Genomic DNA, 17,630 nt, shown 5'->3' with positions numbered 1-17,630 from the left:
TCACAATGCGAAGCGGCGAGACTTGTGCTTTTAAAAGACATCTGGAAAAAGCGGTCTTGAACAGGCCACAGAGCAGAAATAAGCGGGCAATATGATCAAGAAAATCCTCTTCGCTGTCGTTGTCATCGCTGTTGCTTTGTTTGGCTATACAAAGGTTATGGCGCGCATTGGTTCTGGCGAACCACCGCAGCCTGCTCCCGCCGAACAACAAGCCGATGCCATAGAGGTCAATAAAGGCGAACGCCGGATGACCCTGCTTCGGGATGGCGCCGTGATTGGCACATATCGCATTGCGCTTGGTGGGAATGGCGATGGAGGACACAAGGCGCGCGAAGGTGATCAGAAGACGCCCGAAGGCGCTTACATCATCGACTGGCGCAATCCGCGCTCAATGGCACATCTGAGCTTGCATGTTTCCTACCCGAATGCAGCAGATCAGAACGCCGCCGATGCGGCCGGGTATTCGCCCGGCGGCAATATCATGATCCACGGCTTGCCCAATGGTTGGGGCTTGCTTGCACCGGTGCATCACCTTTGGGACTGGACGGATGGCTGCATCGGCGTGACCAATGCTGAAATGCGCGAAATATGGTCCAAGGTGCCAAATGGCACCCCGATTACCATCATGCCTTAAGCTGCTTTAACAGCCCAACGTTCGATGTCTGTGCTCTGACCAATCAATGCCAGACCATTGGCAATCGAATCAAACTGGTTCGAGCTTGTCACCATCGCGTCGGGGAAACGCTTCTCAAAAGCGGTACGGATCGCGGGCACAAAGGAAGTGCCGCCCGTCAGGAACACGCGGTCGATCCCGTCAAACGTCAGGCCTGCATTCTCCACAGCCTGCTCGACCGACTGCTCGATATTCGCCACATCATCGGCGATCCAATTATCGAAGTCGTTGCGGGTAATGTCTGAGCGGATCTCGAAATCGTCCGCCTTGAAGTGAAGCTCGGAAATTCTTTCCGATGACAAACGGACTTTGAGATTTGAGACCGCGCGATAGATCTCATAACCATAATCATTTTCGATCAGGTGAATGAAATGTTCGAGCGGCTCCGGATCGACAGCATTCTTGGCAAGATCGGTCAGCGCGCGAATGGTTGCGGGCGAATTCATCAGGAACAATGTGTTCCAGCGTGCGAAATTTGCATAATAGTGCTTGGGCACCGGCAAGCGCTTGCCGAAGGATTTATATTCACCATTCTTGCCAAGCAGCGGCGATACCGCATTGTCGATGATGCGATAATCGAACGTATCGCCCGCAATGCCGAGACCCGTCTGGCTCAGTGGCGTGAAACTCAGGCCATCCGCGCCCACTTCGAACCGCACAATGGAGAAGTCGCTCGTGCCGCCACCAAAGTCAGCAACGAGAACAGTCGATTCGGCTTTCAGTTCCTGTGCGTAGAAATATGCAGCCGCCACCGGCTCATAGACATAGTGAATATCTGTGAAGCCAAAAGCGCGGAACGCTTTTTCATAACGCTGCATGGCCAGCTCTTCGTCCGGCGTTGCCCCCGCAAAGATGACGGGGCGTCCAATGACAACACGATTGCCCTTTGGGGGCAGCCGATCGCCAAGGCGCGCAGCAACTGATTCCAGAAACGTCTCAAGAATATCTTCAAACTTGAAGCGCTTGCCGAAGACCGGTGTGTCGGTGAAAGATTTTTGAGCCGCAAACGTCTTGAAAGACTGCAGCATACGGGTCGAATGCGGCGCATTCACAAATGCATCCATCGCCCACGGCCCGCTTTCCGATGTGCGTTCGCCGGTTTCCCGATCCTGCCAGAAACACAGGATCGAGCGATAACCGGTGATATCGACGCCATCTTTCGGCACACTCAGCACTGCAGTCGAACCATCGGGCGATGCAAGCGACAAAACAGTATTTGTCGTGCCGAAGTCGATGCCCAGTGTGACGCCGTCAAACTGGCTCTGGTTCACTGTCGTCATGATCTGCCTCTGATGGTGGGGATTTTCAGGAGGCGGCGGATTAGCAGACCAAGGATGCAGACTCAACCCTTGATGCAAAGATCAGGCTGCGTCCACTTCGACAGTCACATGAGACAATCCATGGATATGACCAAGGCGTTCCTTATAAACCGACGGCAACTTGGGGCTATGCGAGGCAATCGCAACAATCGCCGCATGATGTCCCGGACCGATCTGCCAGATATGCAGATCGGTAATGTGATCCCCCGAGCGCTCAAGGTGGTTCGTGATTTCGTTCTTGAGGCGCGCCGCTTCTGGAACAGCATCAAGCAGAACCTGACCGGAATCACGGATCAGTCCCCACGACCAGCGCGCAATAACCAGCGCCCCAACAACGCCCATCAATGGATCGGCCCAGAGCCAGCCATAGCTTTTGCCAACCAGAAGTGCGGCAATCGCAAGCACAGAGGTCAGTGCGTCAGCTAAAACATGCAGATAGGCCGCCCGGAGATTGTTATCCCGCACCTTCTCATGCGTATGACCTGTTTCATCATTATGGTCATGGTCATGGTCATGTTCGTGATGATGGTTGTGCCCATGGTGGTGGCCGTGATCGTCTTTCAGCAGCCATGCACTCACGAGATTGACGACCAGTCCCACCACGGCAACTGCAATTGCCTGATTAAAGCTGATCTCAATTGGGTTTGTCAGGCGAAGGAAGCTCTCCCACCCAATCAGCAAGGCGATCAAGGCCAGCACTACGGCGCTAGCGAAGCCAGCGAGATCGCCCAGCTTTCCGGTGCCGAAGCTGAAACGCGGATCATGCGCGTGACGTCGTGAATAGAAATAGGCGAGCGCGGTGATCAGCATGGCGCCTGCATGGGTGGACATATGCCAGCCGTCAGCCACGAGAGCCATTGAACCATAAATCGAGCCCGCAATGATTTCGACGACCATCATGGTCGCAGTCAGAGCAATAACAAGCCAGACCTTGCGTTCGTTTCGATGATGGTCTTCGCCGAGAAAGACGTGTTCATGCGACGCCGATAAATTATGAACTGAATGGTGTGCGTGGTGATGGTTCCCAGCCATGGGACGCTCCTTACTATTTCATATAGGCGCGGATGACTTCGATCATCTCGTCACCACCCTTTCGACGTTCACCAGCGTCGTCGATTTCGACAACATGTTCACGCAGATGATCCTCCATCACCTCCGCTGTTAGTCCGGTCAGCGCTCCGCGCGCTGATGCAAGCTGCCGCAACACTTCGGCACAGGCTGCTTCCGAAGCCAGTGCGCGCTCAACGCCTTCGAGCTGCCCCTTGATGCGGCGAACGCGGGCAATGAGCTTTTCCTTCTGGTGGATGGTGTGCGACATGAGAACCTGCTGCTGAAGATATAGTATAGGGGACTATACTACTGATTCGATCATTGAGGAAGCCTATCTGCTGTAACACTTGTGGGAGGGGACTTTTGAAAGCTCGCATCGCGCTTCCATTCGCACTATCTATCCGCACATACAGCGGTTCCAGTTAGAAATGAATCGTTGGAACCACTGTAACTATTTGTTTTTACGCATTATCCGACGCAAAACCGCTTCGCACTTTTGCTGGAAATGCTATAATTCGACGCAGAACGCATCGCATACAAAATGACTGGAGAGCCTATGTCCCGCTTTGAAGGAACCACCGCCGTTGTAACAGGTGCTGCCCGCGGCCTTGGCGCAGCGCTCGCCTTCTCACTGGCCGAAGCCGGATGCAATGTCGTGCTTTGCGGACGCAGTCTGAAAGCTCTCGAAGAGACTGCCGATAAGATTACAAAACATACCGGACGCAGAGTTGATACCGTGCAGGTTGATCTCGCCGATATGGCAAGCGTCACGGCTGCCATCGACGCCATTAAAGCGAGCCATCCTGCAATCGACATTCTCGTAAACAACGGCGCGATGTGGCTTGAAGACAGACAGGAAGACTATTCAGAGGCGGAAGTTGCAGGTGTCATCAATGCCGCTGTCACAGGAACGTTCCTGTTCACACAGGGGCTTCTGCCTGCACTCAATAATTCAAACAGCCCGGATATCATAACAATCGGCTCGATCAGTGGTTTGCCCAACGCGCCGTTACAGACTGTTTCGGTGCCTTTCTATGCCGCGAAGCGCGCGCAGGCCGCACTCGCGGATGGCCTACGGCAAAAGCTTGCGGGAACACCTGTCCGTTCCATCGTCGTTCATCCACCATATCTCGAAGACGCTTCGCCACTGGATAATAGTTGGGAAGCTTCGGCCAACCGTCAGAAAGGTCAAGCGGCCACCAGTCGCGATATCGTCGAATCCGTGCTCTTTGCCCTCACCCGCCCACGTCATGTAACATTATCGATTACCGTCGATGCTGATGAAGGCGGCGTGTTTGGTTAAGACCCGTCATACGGCGCGCGATGCTTTTCAGCTCCGGCGCGATCAGACAACGGGGCTTGAAGCTTTGGGTGCACGGTTTCATAGCCATGCCTATGACATGCATTTCCATGATGAATGGCTGGTGGGCGTGACGCATTATGGTGTGCAGGATTTTTTCTGTCGCGGACAGCGACGTCAAAGTACCACTGGAAAGATTATGCTCATTGAGCCGGGCGAATTGCATGATGGGCAGGCTATTCAGGACGATGGCTTTGCCTATTCCATGCTTTATCTACCGCAATCGCTGATTAGACAGGAAATGGGTGGCAACGATGCTGCAATCGGATTTCGCAGCACATTAACCGACGACCCTCAACTGGCGCAGGCAGTGATGCGAACCACAAGTCTGATTATTGAAGCCGCAACACGGCTGTCGGTTGAAGAAAGCCGTGACCAAATCATTGCACTTCTTTGCAGACATCTCGGACGAGCAGAGCCTAAGCCTGACATTATCGCATCTGATATTTCTGCACGGGCGATGGACTATCTCCGCGCACATTTTGAAGAAGATATCGGACTTGAGCAATTGGTCGAAGCCGTCGGCGCGACCGATCGCTTCTCCCTTTCGCGCAGTTTTCGACGCCGCTACGGAACCTCGCTTCACGCCTATCTGGTGCAATTGCGGCTCGCTGCTGCACGTCGGTTATTGCGTGAGCAGGAAACGCCTGCACAGGCCGCCATGCTGAGTGGCTTTGCCGATCAAAGCCATATGGGCCGATGGTTTCGACGCGCTTATGGACTAACGCCAGCACAATATCGTCGTGGGCGCACAAACGTTCCAGATTTGCCGCGTTAGCTACGCTACCTGCTCCATTTTGAGCGCGCATCTTTTCCGAAAACAATCACACACTTTTCGGGATGCGCTTTTTAAAAGGAGCATCCTATGATTTTCGATACAAAAATTGCCATTCTGGTGCAAAGCGATCTGCAAATCTGGCAAAAACTCAATGTCACGGCTTTTTTGGCCTCTGGTATTGCCGGTGCCGTTCCAAATGGCATCGGCGAGCCATATGTGGATGCGCTCGGGCGGGAACATGCCCGTCTGTTCAGTCAGCCGGTGGTCGTTTTCTCGGCATCACTCGAAATTCTTCAACGCGCATGGCAGCAATCCCTGCAACGGGATTTAACGCGTGCAGCCTATGTCCGTGCGATGTTTGCAACCGGCCACGATGCTGCCAATCGCGAAGTCTTCCGCGCCGAAAATGCCGATACACCGGATCTGGTCGGCCTCGCTCTTCATGGCCCCAAGAAACACATCGACAAAGCGATCAAGGGCGCACAGTTGCATCCCTGATAGAGTAGATTATTGAGGCCGCAGGAAACGTGTGATCATCGTGGTCAACAGCTTGCGGCTCTCCTCAAAGCTCACATCCGGCACCATCAAAGGCAGCATGGGTGCTGCATCCAGAACCGCAATCAGCATCGCACTCGTATGCCCTACATCCAGCGATGGATCAACTTCGCCGCGAGCCTGCCCTGCTTTCAAGGTATCGGCCAGCATTCTGCGAATGCTGGCCGTATTGTTGCGCAGAATTTCCCTGATACGCTCGCTTCGGCCCGCCTCAGACAACAGCTCGAACAGAATGCGGCAATGATCGACCTCACCCCAACCGCTCATGCCCCAGAGTTCTGACAGCAACACGGTGGCAGTGTCTTGCCCTTCCGGGTGGCTTGCAAAATCTCCATGCAACTTACGCAGATATTCATCTGCCATTTGCTCCACAATTTCCTCCTTACTGGAGAAGTAGTGGTAGAGATGGCCGGGGCTGATTTCCGCCTCCTTGCAGATTTTTGCAATGGACGCACCCTGCAACCCTTCGCGTAGAAAACAGCGATGTGCAGCTTCCAGAATTTCCAGCCGCTTTTCTTCGTGCTTTTCAGGATTGACGGTGCGAACCATTCATATCTCCATAAATAGATCGATCATTCTAATTATGCTTGACACCGGGTCGAACATAAATAGAGTGACAACTCTAATATACCATTCTGCCTCGGCAGATGCACCTAAAACAGCAGTACAGACGAAATGTCACGCCCGAAAATACCAGTTCGGGCGACGGGTTTTGTCGCGCCCAATCTGAGAATTCGCAACATGACTATCCGCTCCGTCTTCACCACTGGCCTTGCTTTTTTGCTTTCACCCCAGAACGCGGCCTCCTATGCCCGCTGGGCCTATCCGGACTGGTTTCACTATATAACCGCTACTCTGGAACTGGCGGCCGCAGCATTGTTGATCAACCCAGCCACACGAAAACTGGGTGCTGCAATAGGCAGCTTTGTCATGGCAGCAGCCAGTCTCACGACGCTTTTTCATGCCGAATACGACCAGGCGATTGCACCTCTGATCGTGCTCACCGTGTCATTGCTGACGTTCATTCTGTCGCAGGGCGTACACCCAGAAAACTAACTCAAGCTCTACACTATGGAGAACTACAATGACTGGACTCTCACACGAGGCCGGGAGCCTCGACGCGTCTTCAGCCAACTGGGCTGATCTGTTTTCAGGTCGGCATCTGGCCGTTGTTTCCGTCATGGCGGGTGGCATTCTGCTCTATGCAATGAATCTTTATTTCACGGCAGCGCTGATGCCTTCCATTGTCATGGATATTGGTGGGCAAAATTATTATGCGTGGGTCACAACTGCCTTCGTCATTGCAGCCATTGTTGCATCGCTTTTCGTAAGTCGTGTACTCGACTGGAAGGGTGCCGCATCTGCCTATGTTATCGCCTTCACGATCTTTGCTCTCGGAGCGATTGGTGCTGCGATCAGCCCTACAATGGAATCGCTGATTGCGGCCCGCGTTGTTCAGGGACTGGGCGGTGGTCTGCTCGCTGGTCTCGGCTATGCTGTGATCCGGTCTGCCCTTCCTGAAAAGCTCTGGGCGCGTGCGACAGGTGTTGTTTCCGCAATGTGGGGGCTTGGCACGCTGTTCGGCCCGTCATTGGGTGGCTTGTTTGCAGAATTTGGTTTGTGGCGATGGGCCTATGCTGCACTGGCAGTGGCTGCACTCCTGCTGGCCGTCATTGCCCGTGGCTCCTTCAAACAGGCAAAAACCGGCGACTATCGCGCGCCCGTGCCATTTGCTTCACTTATCCCTCTGTTGCTGGCAATCATCGCAATTAGCGTCAGCTCTATTCTGCCAATCGGCTTACCCACATTGATTGCAGTCGGCATCGGCATTCTTTTGCTTATCGTCTTCGTATCGATTGAACGCGGTGCCACAAACACGATCCTCCCCCGCATAACCTACCTACCGGGCAATTCGTTGAAATGGACTTACCTAACCGTCGCAGCATTGAGCGCTGGCGTCATGCTCGAAAACTTTATCCCCTTGTTCAGCCAGCAACTCGCCGGTCTCAGCCCTCTATTGGCAGGGCTATTGGGTGCGGTTCTGTCGCTCGCCTGGGTGATCGCACAGCTTTTTGCCGTATCGATCAATTCAGAAGTGACCCGCCGCCGTGCCATTCGTCTCGGACCTTTGCTGCTGGCAGTTGGCCTGATCGCCTACAGCCTGCTCCTCATCGATCATGCATCCACGGCGACAGTGCTGCTATGGACGATAGCGCTCGGCGTGGCCGGTGTCGGAATTGGCATCTCCTGGCCGCTGCTCGGCGTTGCAGCCATGAGCAGTACCAACGACCCCGCCGAAGGCGGCAAGGCAGCAGCGGCGATTACCACCACGCAGCTCATCGCCTTCTCGATCACATCGGCAATTGCCGGAACTTTAATGAGTGCAGGCGATGGCACACCGCTTAACGCCGCAACCAATGTTTCACTTGGCATTGCGATTCTATGCGTGCTTGGCATCGCATCAGCAGGGCTTGCTACCCGTAAGCGCAGCTAAAATAAAAGCCCGGTTTTGCGACCGGGCTTTTGCTTATCTCTTCTTCTTTGCGCGACCGGCAAACGGATTTTCCGATGTTGTCAGTGACAAGCGGATCGGCACGCCGGGCATTTCGAATGTCTCACGCAAGCCATTTACCAGATAGCGCACGTAGGATTGTGGCATTGCATCCGGGCGCGAGCAGTTCACAACGAAGCCCGGAGGGCGGGTCTTCACCTGCGTCATATACTTGACCTTCAGGCGACGACCAGAAACAGCCGGAGGTGGCTGATGCGCAATAACGCCAGTAAGCCAGCGATTGAGGCGACCTGTCGAAATACGACGGTTCCAGATTTCGTGGGTAGCGACAAGGTTTTCCATAAGCTTGTCGAGGCCCTGACCGCGCTCACCGGAAATCGGCACAGCGCGAATACCACGCACCTGCGGAAGCAGACGCGCAGTCTTTTCGTAAAGATCGGCCAGAACCATCTGGCGGTCTTCGATCAAATCCCACTTGTTAAACGCGATGATAGGCGCGCGGCCTTCGCGGATAATAAGATCGGCGATCTGCAGATCCTGCTTTTCAAACGGAATCGTCGCATCGAGAACGATGATAACCACTTCGGCAAAGCGGATAGCACGCAGGCCATCGGCGACCGAAAGCTTTTCAAGCTTTTCCTGAACACGCGATTTGCGGCGCAAACCAGCCGTGTCGTAAAGCTTGATCTTACGGCCACGCCATTCCCAATCAACCGAAATAGAATCGCGTGTGATGCCAGCTTCCGGACCGGTCAGAAGACGGTCTTCGCCGAGCATCGTGTTGATCATCGTGGACTTGCCCGCATTTGGACGTCCGACAATGGCAATGCGCAGAGGCTTGGTAGCGTCGTAAGCCGGAATTTCTTCTTCATCCGGGTCTTCAATATCGTCGCCGATCAGCTCGCCAACAGCCTTTGGTGTAAAGACTTCGTCAGCAGCTTCCTCTTCCTTCTCATCGGCAAAGACGCGCTCTTCACCCAGAAGTTCGACGATAGCATCGCGAAGATCAGGCATACCCTGACCATGTTCAGCAGAAATCGGGCAAGGCTCACCAAGACCAAGCTGGAAAGCATCATAAAGACCCGACTGCGCGCCGCGAGCTTCCGACTTGTTGGCAACCAGAACGACCGGACGGCCTGAACGACGTACAACTTCAGCGAAAGTCGCATCGGTTGGTGTAATGCCAGCTTTAGCATCGATCACAAACAGGATCGCGTCGGCTTCCTGAATGGCCGCTTCGGTCTGCGCGCGCATACGCGCTTCCAGACTATCGTTTGCAGCTTCTTCAAGGCCAGCCGTATCGATCACCTGAAACTTCAGATCGTAAAGCTTTGCATCATGGATGCGCCGGTCGCGCGTAACGCCCGGCAAGTCATCGACCAGCGCCAGCTTGCGGCCGACGAGGCGATTAAACAGTGTGGACTTGCCGACATTGGGACGCCCGACGATGGCGAGAGTGAAACCCATAGGTTCGTATTACTCCGAAGATAAACGCGGATTAGCCCTGTTGAGCTTCTGGCACAGTAACGCCAGCGCCGCGCATGAGATCAAGCATTGTATTGGCGCGCTGGCGGATATTTGCCGGCGCCAGATTGTCATTTGCAATCTGCTGATAGAGCTTGGCAGCATCGTCGAAACGCTCTGCCTTCCAAGCAGCAAGGCCCAGCGCTTCACGCGCGCCGGAACGCATTGGATTGCCATCTGCCGAAAGCGTTTCAACGCGCTTTGCGACATCATCATAAGAACCAGAATCAACGAGCAGATAGGCTGCGCGCAAGCGAGCGACATCGCGCATCGGTGACGGCACTGCATTATCTGCAGCGACCGCGTCAAATGCGGCAACCGCTGCAGCCGCGTCACCCTTTGCAGCCTGAACAGAGGCCGCACGCATACGTGCCAGAACCGGATAAGAACCGTAACCGGTCTTTTCCAGATCATCGAGCGCTGCAATGGCTTCATCGTTCTTGCCGGAAGCGGCGAGATCAAGTGCTGCCAGGAACTTGTCACCGGAAGCAGAAGCTTTGCTATCGGTCCAGTGCTGATAACCAACCCAGGCAGCAGTGCCGATAACAACCGCAACCGCACCGCCGATCAGCAGTGGGCCGAAGTTTTTCCAAACCTGTTTTGCCCGTTCCGAACGGAGTTCCTCGTTTACCTCGCGAATGAAACTGTCGTCTGCCATGGACCTGCCGTTTTTATTGGAGTGCAGCACTTGTGGAGCCGCGCTCGAAAATTCGTTGATCTTAATTTGTATGTTCTGGCGCTTTTAGTCGGAATTCGCGCCATATGTAAGACCTGTCATAGAAACAATATGCATTTCTGTCTGAGCTTCGCCATATTTTGTGACTAACAGGCAACTTTTCCAGTCAGATTGCGTTCATTCCCCCATGCGCCTCATCACTCCCGCCGTGCTTATTGCTTCCGCACTTGCTGCAAGCCCCACAATCGCCCAAACAACGAAGCCGCAATATGTGCTGATTTCGTTTGATGGCGCGCACGATAACAAGCTCTGGACGCGCTCGCGGGAACTGGCGAAAAACAACAACGCGCATTTCACCTATTTTCTCTCCTGCGTCTTTCTGATGACCAAGAAAGACCGGCGCGACTATCAGCCCCCACATAAACGTGCTGGTGCATCCAATGTCGGCTTTGCACTCAGTCACGACGAGGTTGTGGCTCGTCTTGGCAATATCTGGCAGGCGCATCTTGAGGGCAACGAAATCGCAAGTCACGGCTGCGGACACTTTGACGGCACCGACTGGTCAACCGCTGACTGGGACAAGGAAATCAAGGAATTCCGTCGCATCACTGCCGATGCTTACAAGAATAACGGCATTGAAGGCGAACCCGAGGGCTGGCAGGAGCTAGCCCACAATGGCATAAACGGCTTCCGCGCACCCTATCTTGCCGCATCCAAGCCCGTTCAGGATGCATTGAAAGCCAATGGTTTTCGCTATCAGGCATCGTCCATCACCCGCGGACCGGAGCTGCCGCAGATAACCGGCCAGTTCGCGTCTTTTGGCTTGCCGCTGATCCCGGAAGGACCATCGCAGCGGCTTATTGTTGGCATGGATTACAATCTCTACGTCCGACATTCCAAGGGCAAGGAAGCACCCGCTCAATCAGCCGAATTTGAAGACCGCGCCTATAAGGCTTTCCGCACGGCATTCGACAAGCAATATGATGGCGAACGCATTCCTCTACAGCTCGGCTTTCATTTCGTACTGATGAATGATGGCGCCTACTGGCGGGCCATGGAACGTCTCGTTTCTGAAGTCTGCAACAAGCCGGATGTAAAATGCACGACCTATAATGACTATCTCAACAGCATCGATATGCCTAACAACCACGCTGTTCAAAACAGATCATAGAACGACTTTTTGCTGTCGGCCTCATGCCGACAGCCCCAGATTTTCCTGATCCAGAACAGGTAGCGGACCGCCATCGATAGCAGCTTCAAAGCTGCGCAGACGCTTATAGATCGACAGAAGCTCAATAATCGTCGTCCACGAATTGACGAGATACTGGAAAGAGCCGCGTACCTGATCGAACACATTGGAAATCTGGCTCATCAAACCGAGCGTCAGCTTACCTGCAACAATTGACGGTATTAACAGCAGAAGCGGAAAAATATTGTCCGCCTGCAGATAGAAAATACGCGCCACGTTGAAATAGACATAGTGGAAATAAAGCCGGAAATAGTTGTGGCGAACGTTTGTGAAAAGCTCGCGCATTGTAACAGGCTCAGCGCGATCGGCATGATCTTCGCCATAAACCAGTTCCTTACGATAGGCTGCTTCCACCCGCTGATTGTTGAACTCCAGCCCGGGTAACTTGATACCAACAAGCGCGAGAAAGCCGGTTCCAAAGATTGCCCAAACGATTGCGGCCCAGACCAGCGCATGAGGAATTACGCCAACTATTGGAAGTTCGCTGACCTTTTCGGAGAAAGTGAACAGCACCGGTAAGAAGGCAATCAGCGTCATGATCGACTTTACAAGGCTGACGCCTAGCTGTTCCAACGTGGAAGAAAAGCGCATCGTATCTTCCTGCACACGCTGCGCAGCACCTTCGATATGGCGCAGCTTCTGCCAGTGCAGCATGTAATAATCATTCATAGCCGTTCGCCAGCGGAAGATATAATGGCTGACAAAGAACAAGCTGACCACGCCGACTGTGATGGCAAGAAAAGCGATCCCGGCAAAATCCACTGCACCCCAATAGAAATCGGCAGCGGAAACGGCGCCCGGTGTGCTCAGCCCTTTCTGCACCATATCGTAGAAAGGTCCATACCAGGCATTGATCGCGACACTGACCTGAACGCCGAAATAGGTCGTAAACAGGATCAATGCTGAACCAAGGACAGACCAGCGCTGCCAGCGATGCGGTGAGAATGCGCTCCAGAAAGCATAGAACGCAAACACAGCGACTGCGAAATAAATGTAGAACCACAAAAATGGTGCGGACCAGAAGACACTCGCGCCGATGATTGGCGCCGCATCTGCTGCTGCGGGCGGCAGGCCTATGAATCGTCCAAGATTGCTTCCCCCATCATACCAGCCAATCACAGCCAGAAGTGTCCAGAGAAGTGCTGACGAAAAAAACAGTTTGGGGCGCGGAAAAAACGATACGAACATCGGGGGAAATCCAAAAATGCAATTCTGCATTTATGAAATGCCTCTCCCCCATTCTTTACCAGTTAAATTTTTGTAAGGTTTCCGGTTACTTGGCAGCTTTGCCCGCAGCAAGACCTATGACAGCCGTGACAATCAATGCAAAAGCGGCGATCAGACTTGGCAGGGTAAACGAGCCGGAATGTTGCGCCATGAAGCCGGCAACCAGTGGCCCTGCAATCTGGCCTAGACTGAAGCAGACTGTCATGCGCCCCAGCGCGCGCTTTGGCGAATGCGGTGCAAGAACGCGCGCAGCCTGAAGACCGAAGGCGGTCAGCGCCATAAACGTCAAACCCAGCAATGCACCACCAATCAGCGGGCCAAAAGGTGCGGGCAACACCACACTTGCTGCAACGCCAATCGCTTCCAATATGGCAGTGAGTGCAAAGGCGGAGAACAACCCGAACTTTCTGATGGCAGGCGACCAAAGCCAGATTGACGGCGCCGCACATAATCCGGTTATGACCCAGACCGCCGCTTCCATCAGCGGCCCGCCGTCATTGGATCGTACGATGGCAATGATAAATGTCGCCGTGATCACATAGCCAAAGCCGAAAATGCCATAGGCCAGTGCAATTGCGTTGAAAGCGAAGCTGTTTGGCAAAGCCGGTTCACGCTTCCCATTCGTGCCGCCAACCGGCCCTTCCTTAACGAGATAGGCCACAAAAACGGCCATGATCACGCTCAAAACAGCAGCGCCAATCCAGTCTGCTTTCCAGCCGAGACCTGACAGTCGAATGACCGCCACCAGGACCGCAGACAGTGCAATGCCTGCCCCAACACCGCCGAAGTGCAGTGCACCGAGCCCTGCCCGCTCTGCAGCCGTAATATGGCTCAGCACGATTGCAGTTGCGAGGATCATGGTGACAGCACTGATAAAACCTGCCGCAAAGCGAATGATTGAGAACAGCCATACACCATCGACCACCGCCATGAGCGCGCAAAGAACGGCACTGATAATCAGCCCCACAATCACGCTCAAGCGTTCAATCCCCGCAGACCAGCCATAGCCCCCAACAACGGCTCCAAGCAGATAGCCAACATAGTTGGCCGATGCGATGAACCCCGCATCAGCGGCATTAAAGCCCACATCTGACATCATGCCGGGAAGAATTGGCGTATAAATGAAGCGACCAATACCCATCGCCGTAATCATGGCGAGGAAACCGCCAAAGGCATAGCGGAGTGCAATCTGGTGCGGATAGGTCTGGGGGAGTGTCTTATTCATGGCGGGGAAAATACGCTTCGCGCGAACGCATACAATTGAATTTTTCTGATGGGATCAATCACTCGAATTCAGTTCAACTTTCCGGCATTTGAACCTGCTTCAATCTGGTTGGATTATGGCTAAATGCGGAAGTCATACCGTTGACACATCTGCATTTGGCTTCGGCGGCCGTACAGGCACACTGTCAGGCTGGGCCGAATGCAGAAAATGTAACAGCGTTTCATTCACGGACTGCAGGCGGAAAGCCGTATCACGCCAGCTGAAATCAATATCCTGCGGCACCGGAGGCAAGCGTTCCGGCGTCTCACCTTCATCCAGATTGCAATTATGGATAACCGATTGCAATGACTGTGCAATCCATTCCGGCGGCGAGGCTTCCTTTTTGCGCAGGGCATTGCCAAGTGCTTCACCAAACAACAGTGCCGATGCATAAAGCCGGATGCCGCGACGATCATAGCGGCCCGCCATTTCACTGACTTCGCGCGCGACGAGCCTTCCACGCAACGACCAGCGCGCATTGGATCGCGCGAGCGCTATGCCATCACCCAGAGCATTGACCGCGCGTTGTGCTTGCGTGAACTGGTTGATGGCGCTTTGTGCGTGGACTACATCCTGTTTTTCAAGCGCAATCGCGGACTGTTTCAGGCCTTTCAGGATATTGTCGACCAGCCCTCGCACTGCCCTGTCGATGAGCCTTACCGGATCGGGTGTCGCCAGTATCTGACTGAAAAGGAGCCCGACACCCGCACCCACGAGAACATCGATGAGGCGCGTCATACCGGCAACCTGCGGTCCCATAGCCAGGACCAGAATTGCGGAAACGCCCGACTGAATGGCGATTGCCGGGGCCAGACCAAAGGTTGTTGCAAGCACCATAGCAATGCAGGTGACAACGCTCATATGCAGGACCGGGATCGTTTCCGGAAGTAGCAGGGAAAGCTCGCCAACCACAACGCCGGTCGTCACGCCGGTAATGACGCCAATCGCCTGTTTTCCGTGATTGGGGAGATTGGGCGCGAGGCAGATAACGGCCGTAACCATTGCAAATACGGGGCGCGGCTGGCCGAGCATCCACTGACAGATAAGCCAAGCCACCGCGCCACCAATAGAGGCAATCAGCGCATCGCGCCAACTGACCGACCATTGCTGAAGAACCTTGTCTATCCGCTTATGCATGGATTGAGTGCCCTGCTAACTGTCAGTTTGAACCAGTCAATCTATGGCAGCGACAGCAATGCTCAAGCTTGGAAAAACGTCTGGTATTGATCGGGCTTGAAGCCGACGGTCAACTTTCCATCTTTTTCGAGAACAGGCCGCTTGACCATGGAAGGCTGCGCCAGCATCAGAGCCCGGGCCTTTTCAGCGTCAACATTCTGACGCTCTTCTTCGGGTAGCTTGCGGAAGGTTGTACCCGCACGATTGAGCAGCTTTTCCCATTCTATGTCCTTGAGAAAGCGGTCGATTGTTGCAGCGTCCAAGCCTTCCTTCTTGTAATCGTGAAAGGCATAATCAATGCCATGATCGTCAAGCCAGCTGCGTGCCTTCTTCATGGTGTCACAGGCTTTGATACCGTAGATGGTCACGCTCATTTCCGACTCCTTTGATCTTGTGCTGCGATCAAAAGCCATCAACTGAAACGTTGCAACCCCTTATCGTGCATCATGAAATATAATGCCCAGTGTATGACGCTTGCCGGAGCGCAAACGACTGACGCCGTGCCGCATTTTCGCCTTATAATCGCCACGCGTACCACAAATTGGCCTGTCGTTTACCGCAAAAATCACAGCATCTCCCCGCCTTAAAGGCACAACTTCGGCCCTACTTTGCATACGCGGACGCTGTTCTGTGAGCACAAATTCACCGCCCATAAAATCCTCGCCCGGCTGCGACAACAGCACGGCCACCTGAAGCGGAAAAGCCAGATCGCCGTAAAGATCCTGATGCAGGCAATTATAATCACCCTCGACATATTGCAGGATCAGTGGCGTTGGGCGCGTTTGCCCGGCAGCGTGACACATTGCGAGATACTCATCATGGTTCGCTGGATATTCCATCCCGCTTCTCAAACGTTCGCTCCAGCGATTGGCTATCGGACTTAACCGTCCATACAATTCCTTGCGGGATGCCCCGATGATTTCAGGCAGCGGGTTGGCGAAATACTTGTACTCACCACGCCCAAAACCATGTCTTGCCATGGAAATCGTCGAGCGAAAGGCATCGGACGCATCATAAAGACCGACGATCTCACTGCATTGATCTTTGGAAAAGAGCTGGTCCAATGTTGCGGTGCCGAATTGATCCAGCTCATCTGCAATTTTCTGCCAGTCGTAAGAGGCCAGTTTCTCTTTCATGACTGGCGCTCTCTTTCGATCAGATCCCGCTTGCGTTCAACGCCCCAGCGATAACCGGACAAGCCACCATCATTGCGCACAACGCGATGGCAGGGCACCGCAACGGCGATCTTGTTGGCACCACATGCCTGCGCCACAGCTCTGGTGGATTTTGGCGAACCGATCCTCTCGGCGAGTTCGCTATAGCTTACAGTTTTGCCAAGCGGGATTTCGCGCAAGGCTTGCCAGACACGCTGCTGGAAAGCTGTGCCTCTTAAATCAAGAGGCAGATCGAATCCGATGCCGGGGTTTTCAACAAAGCCGATCACCTGAGCAATGTGATCCTCGAAGTCGCGATCAGCACCGACGAGCTGCGCTTTCGGAAACCGCTTTTCCAGATCGATAATCAGCTCCTGCGGATCATCGCCCATCAGAATGGCGCAGACCCCCTTGCCGCTTTCCGCTACCAGAACGGCGCCAAGTGTGGATTGTCCGATGGCAAAGCGGATGGTTTCGTTTTCGCCGCCAGACTTAAAGGCCTTTGGTTTCATGCCGAGTATCTTATCTGAGGCCTCATAGAAGCGGCTGGAAGAATTGTAACCCGCTTCGTAAATTGCATCCGTCACGCGGCTATCACTGGATTTAAGGGCGGCGCGCATTTTCTCTGCACGATGCGCATCAGCATAGGCTTTAGGCGTGAGACCTGTGAAGCTTTTGAAAATGCGATGGAAATGAGCCGGACTTGCCCCTGCAGCACGCGCAATGTCTTCCAGCGCGGGAACTTCATCGGCATTCTCGATGAAGCGGCAAGCGGCGGAAACCATATCGGCATAGCGCGCACTGTTTTGTGCATCAAGCGTTACATCGACATGCGGCTTGCATCGCATACAAGGGCGAAAGCCAGCCCGCTCTGCATCTTCGGCCACCATAAAGAACTGAACATTTTCGCGTTTGCCACGCCGCGACGGGCACGATGGACGGCAATAAACGCCCGTCGTGCGTACAGCGTAAACGAATTCGCCATCTGATGCCTTGTCGCGCGCCAGCACTTTTAGCCAGCGGCTTTCATCAGTGTCATTGTTGCTTGTCAGCGTGCGTGTCATCAGGTTCATGTCCGTTATCCTTCTTACTATGAAGGAAAGCTAACGCTTA

General features: G+C 54.0%; 19 protein-coding genes. 7 read left to right on the top strand and 12 right to left on the bottom strand.

All coding sequences use genetic code 11. The features are described 5' to 3' along the window. Window positions 1-91: 91 nt before the first annotated feature. Complete coding sequence (locus tag CEV34_RS09325; protein ID WP_007873659.1) at window positions 92-634, top strand: L,D-transpeptidase family protein; 543 nt, start codon at window positions 92-94, stop codon at window positions 632-634. Here CEV34_RS09325 and CEV34_RS09320 read toward each other — a convergent pair. The 3 genes from CEV34_RS09320 to CEV34_RS09310 form a co-directional block, all read right to left on the bottom strand. After that, window positions 631-1,953, bottom strand: coding sequence for an Hsp70 family protein (locus tag CEV34_RS09320; protein ID WP_007873658.1), 1,323 nt, complete (start codon window positions 1,951-1,953; stop codon window positions 631-633). The genes CEV34_RS09325 and CEV34_RS09320 overlap by 4 nt on opposite strands. Window positions 1,954-2,034: 81 nt before the next feature. Further along, complete coding sequence (gene dmeF / locus CEV34_RS09315; protein ID WP_007873657.1) at window positions 2,035-3,024, bottom strand: CDF family Co(II)/Ni(II) efflux transporter DmeF; 990 nt, start codon at window positions 3,022-3,024, stop codon at window positions 2,035-2,037. 13 nt (window positions 3,025-3,037) lie between these two features. Beyond that, a complete protein-coding gene (locus CEV34_RS09310) occupies window positions 3,038-3,310 on the bottom strand; it encodes a metal/formaldehyde-sensitive transcriptional repressor (RefSeq protein ID WP_007873656.1) in 273 nt (90 codons plus the stop codon). Between the two features lie 288 nt (window positions 3,311-3,598). On the opposite strand from CEV34_RS09310, the gene CEV34_RS09305 reads away from it, so the two are divergent. From CEV34_RS09305 to CEV34_RS09295, 3 genes are all read left to right on the top strand, one after another. Continuing rightward, a complete protein-coding gene (locus CEV34_RS09305) occupies window positions 3,599-4,345 on the top strand; it encodes an SDR family oxidoreductase (protein ID WP_007873655.1) in 747 nt (248 codons plus the stop codon). Further along, a complete protein-coding gene (locus tag CEV34_RS09300) occupies window positions 4,338-5,180 on the top strand; it encodes an AraC family transcriptional regulator (protein WP_007873650.1) in 843 nt (280 codons plus the stop codon). The genes CEV34_RS09305 and CEV34_RS09300 overlap by 8 nt, the downstream gene beginning before the upstream one ends. Before the next feature lie 87 nt (window positions 5,181-5,267). Beyond that, the gene (locus tag CEV34_RS09295) at window positions 5,268-5,678 is read left to right on the top strand and encodes a DUF2000 domain-containing protein (protein WP_094543531.1); all 411 of its coding nucleotides are present in this window, start codon (window positions 5,268-5,270) and stop codon (window positions 5,676-5,678) included. A gap of 9 nt (window positions 5,679-5,687) precedes the next feature. On the opposite strand, the gene CEV34_RS09290 is transcribed toward CEV34_RS09295, so the two are convergent. Beyond that, window positions 5,688-6,284, bottom strand: coding sequence for a TetR/AcrR family transcriptional regulator (locus tag CEV34_RS09290; protein ID WP_007873646.1), 597 nt, complete (start codon window positions 6,282-6,284; stop codon window positions 5,688-5,690). 192 nt (window positions 6,285-6,476) lie between these two features. On the opposite strand from CEV34_RS09290, the gene CEV34_RS09285 reads away from it, so the two are divergent. Both CEV34_RS09285 and CEV34_RS09280 read left to right on the top strand, forming a co-directional pair. Next, on the top strand, window positions 6,477-6,791 hold the full coding sequence (locus CEV34_RS09285) for a DoxX family protein (RefSeq protein WP_094543529.1): 315 nt from the start codon (window positions 6,477-6,479) through the stop codon (window positions 6,789-6,791). A gap of 28 nt (window positions 6,792-6,819) precedes the next feature. After that, the gene (locus CEV34_RS09280; RefSeq protein ID WP_179253479.1) at window positions 6,820-8,229 is read left to right on the top strand and encodes an MFS transporter; all 1,410 of its coding nucleotides are present in this window, start codon (window positions 6,820-6,822) and stop codon (window positions 8,227-8,229) included. Between the two features lie 33 nt (window positions 8,230-8,262). On the opposite strand, the gene der is transcribed toward CEV34_RS09280, so the two are convergent. After that, window positions 8,263-9,714, bottom strand: a complete 1,452-nt coding sequence (gene der, locus CEV34_RS09275) for a ribosome biogenesis GTPase Der (RefSeq protein WP_007873635.1) — start codon at window positions 9,712-9,714, stop codon at window positions 8,263-8,265. Window positions 9,715-9,745: 31 nt separating this feature from the next. After that, complete coding sequence (locus CEV34_RS09270) at window positions 9,746-10,429, bottom strand: tetratricopeptide repeat protein (protein WP_094543528.1); 684 nt, start codon at window positions 10,427-10,429, stop codon at window positions 9,746-9,748. Between the two features lie 205 nt (window positions 10,430-10,634). On the opposite strand from CEV34_RS09270, the gene CEV34_RS09265 reads away from it, so the two are divergent. Beyond that, window positions 10,635-11,618: a polysaccharide deacetylase family protein gene (locus CEV34_RS09265; RefSeq protein WP_007873633.1), complete on the top strand. Its 984-nt coding sequence runs from the start codon at window positions 10,635-10,637 to the stop codon at window positions 11,616-11,618. Window positions 11,619-11,639: 21 nt separating this feature from the next. On the opposite strand, the gene sbmA is transcribed toward CEV34_RS09265, so the two are convergent. The 6 genes from sbmA to ada all read right to left on the bottom strand — a co-directional run bounded on the left by sbmA (window position 11,640) and on the right by ada (window position 17,590). Then, window positions 11,640-12,884 (bottom strand): peptide antibiotic transporter SbmA, encoded by a 1,245-nt coding sequence (sbmA, locus tag CEV34_RS09260; RefSeq protein WP_039859523.1) that lies wholly within the window; start codon window positions 12,882-12,884, stop codon window positions 11,640-11,642. A gap of 85 nt (window positions 12,885-12,969) precedes the next feature. Then, complete coding sequence (locus CEV34_RS09255; protein ID WP_007873628.1) at window positions 12,970-14,148, bottom strand: YbfB/YjiJ family MFS transporter; 1,179 nt, start codon at window positions 14,146-14,148, stop codon at window positions 12,970-12,972. A 132-nt stretch (window positions 14,149-14,280) separates the two neighbouring features. Next, entirely contained in the window at window positions 14,281-15,324 is a 1,044-nt protein-coding gene (locus CEV34_RS09250; RefSeq protein WP_007873626.1) for an FUSC family protein, read from the bottom strand. A gap of 62 nt (window positions 15,325-15,386) precedes the next feature. Continuing rightward, complete coding sequence (locus CEV34_RS09245; RefSeq protein WP_007873622.1) at window positions 15,387-15,737, bottom strand: ArsC family reductase; 351 nt, start codon at window positions 15,735-15,737, stop codon at window positions 15,387-15,389. Window positions 15,738-15,797: 60 nt separating this feature from the next. Beyond that, on the bottom strand, window positions 15,798-16,499 hold the full coding sequence (locus CEV34_RS09240; RefSeq protein WP_007873621.1) for a 2OG-Fe(II) oxygenase: 702 nt from the start codon (window positions 16,497-16,499) through the stop codon (window positions 15,798-15,800). Then, window positions 16,496-17,590, bottom strand: coding sequence for a bifunctional DNA-binding transcriptional regulator/O6-methylguanine-DNA methyltransferase Ada (gene ada, locus CEV34_RS09235; RefSeq protein ID WP_007873620.1), 1,095 nt, complete (start codon window positions 17,588-17,590; stop codon window positions 16,496-16,498). Before ada ends, CEV34_RS09240 begins: the two co-directional genes overlap by 4 nt. Between the last annotated feature and the right edge of the window lie 40 nt (window positions 17,591-17,630).

The organism is Brucella pseudogrignonensis (assembly GCF_002252525.1).
In the GTDB taxonomy this organism is placed as follows: Bacteria; Pseudomonadota; Alphaproteobacteria; order Rhizobiales; family Rhizobiaceae; genus Brucella; species Brucella pseudogrignonensis.
The sequence above is the reverse complement of the archived record's forward strand: the minus strand, read 5'-3'. Positions and strand labels throughout refer to the sequence as shown.

Coding starts and splice junctions, on each gene's coding strand:
- CEV34_RS09325 (WP_007873659.1), top strand. CDS start 92: ATGATCAAGAAAATCCTCTTCGCTGTCGTTGTCATCGCTGTTGCTTTG.
- CEV34_RS09320 (WP_007873658.1), bottom strand. CDS start 1,953: ATGACGACAGTGAACCAGAGCCAGTTTGACGGCGTCACACTGGGCATC.
- dmeF (WP_007873657.1), bottom strand. CDS start 3,024: ATGGCTGGGAACCATCACCACGCACACCATTCAGTTCATAATTTATCG.
- CEV34_RS09310 (WP_007873656.1), bottom strand. CDS start 3,310: ATGTCGCACACCATCCACCAGAAGGAAAAGCTCATTGCCCGCGTTCGC.
- CEV34_RS09305 (WP_007873655.1), top strand. CDS start 3,599: ATGTCCCGCTTTGAAGGAACCACCGCCGTTGTAACAGGTGCTGCCCGC.
- CEV34_RS09295 (WP_094543531.1), top strand. CDS start 5,268: ATGATTTTCGATACAAAAATTGCCATTCTGGTGCAAAGCGATCTGCAA.
- CEV34_RS09290 (WP_007873646.1), bottom strand. CDS start 6,284: ATGGTTCGCACCGTCAATCCTGAAAAGCACGAAGAAAAGCGGCTGGAA.
- CEV34_RS09285 (WP_094543529.1), top strand. CDS start 6,477: ATGACTATCCGCTCCGTCTTCACCACTGGCCTTGCTTTTTTGCTTTCA.
- CEV34_RS09280 (WP_179253479.1), top strand. CDS start 6,820: ATGACTGGACTCTCACACGAGGCCGGGAGCCTCGACGCGTCTTCAGCC.
- der (WP_007873635.1), bottom strand. CDS start 9,714: ATGGGTTTCACTCTCGCCATCGTCGGGCGTCCCAATGTCGGCAAGTCC.
- CEV34_RS09270 (WP_094543528.1), bottom strand. CDS start 10,429: ATGGCAGACGACAGTTTCATTCGCGAGGTAAACGAGGAACTCCGTTCG.
- CEV34_RS09265 (WP_007873633.1), top strand. CDS start 10,635: ATGCGCCTCATCACTCCCGCCGTGCTTATTGCTTCCGCACTTGCTGCA.
- sbmA (WP_039859523.1), bottom strand. CDS start 12,884: ATGTTCGTATCGTTTTTTCCGCGCCCCAAACTGTTTTTTTCGTCAGCA.
- CEV34_RS09255 (WP_007873628.1), bottom strand. CDS start 14,148: ATGAATAAGACACTCCCCCAGACCTATCCGCACCAGATTGCACTCCGC.
- CEV34_RS09250 (WP_007873626.1), bottom strand. CDS start 15,324: ATGCATAAGCGGATAGACAAGGTTCTTCAGCAATGGTCGGTCAGTTGG.
- CEV34_RS09245 (WP_007873622.1), bottom strand. CDS start 15,737: ATGAGCGTGACCATCTACGGTATCAAAGCCTGTGACACCATGAAGAAG.
- CEV34_RS09240 (WP_007873621.1), bottom strand. CDS start 16,499: ATGAAAGAGAAACTGGCCTCTTACGACTGGCAGAAAATTGCAGATGAG.
- ada (WP_007873620.1), bottom strand. CDS start 17,590: ATGAACCTGATGACACGCACGCTGACAAGCAACAATGACACTGATGAA.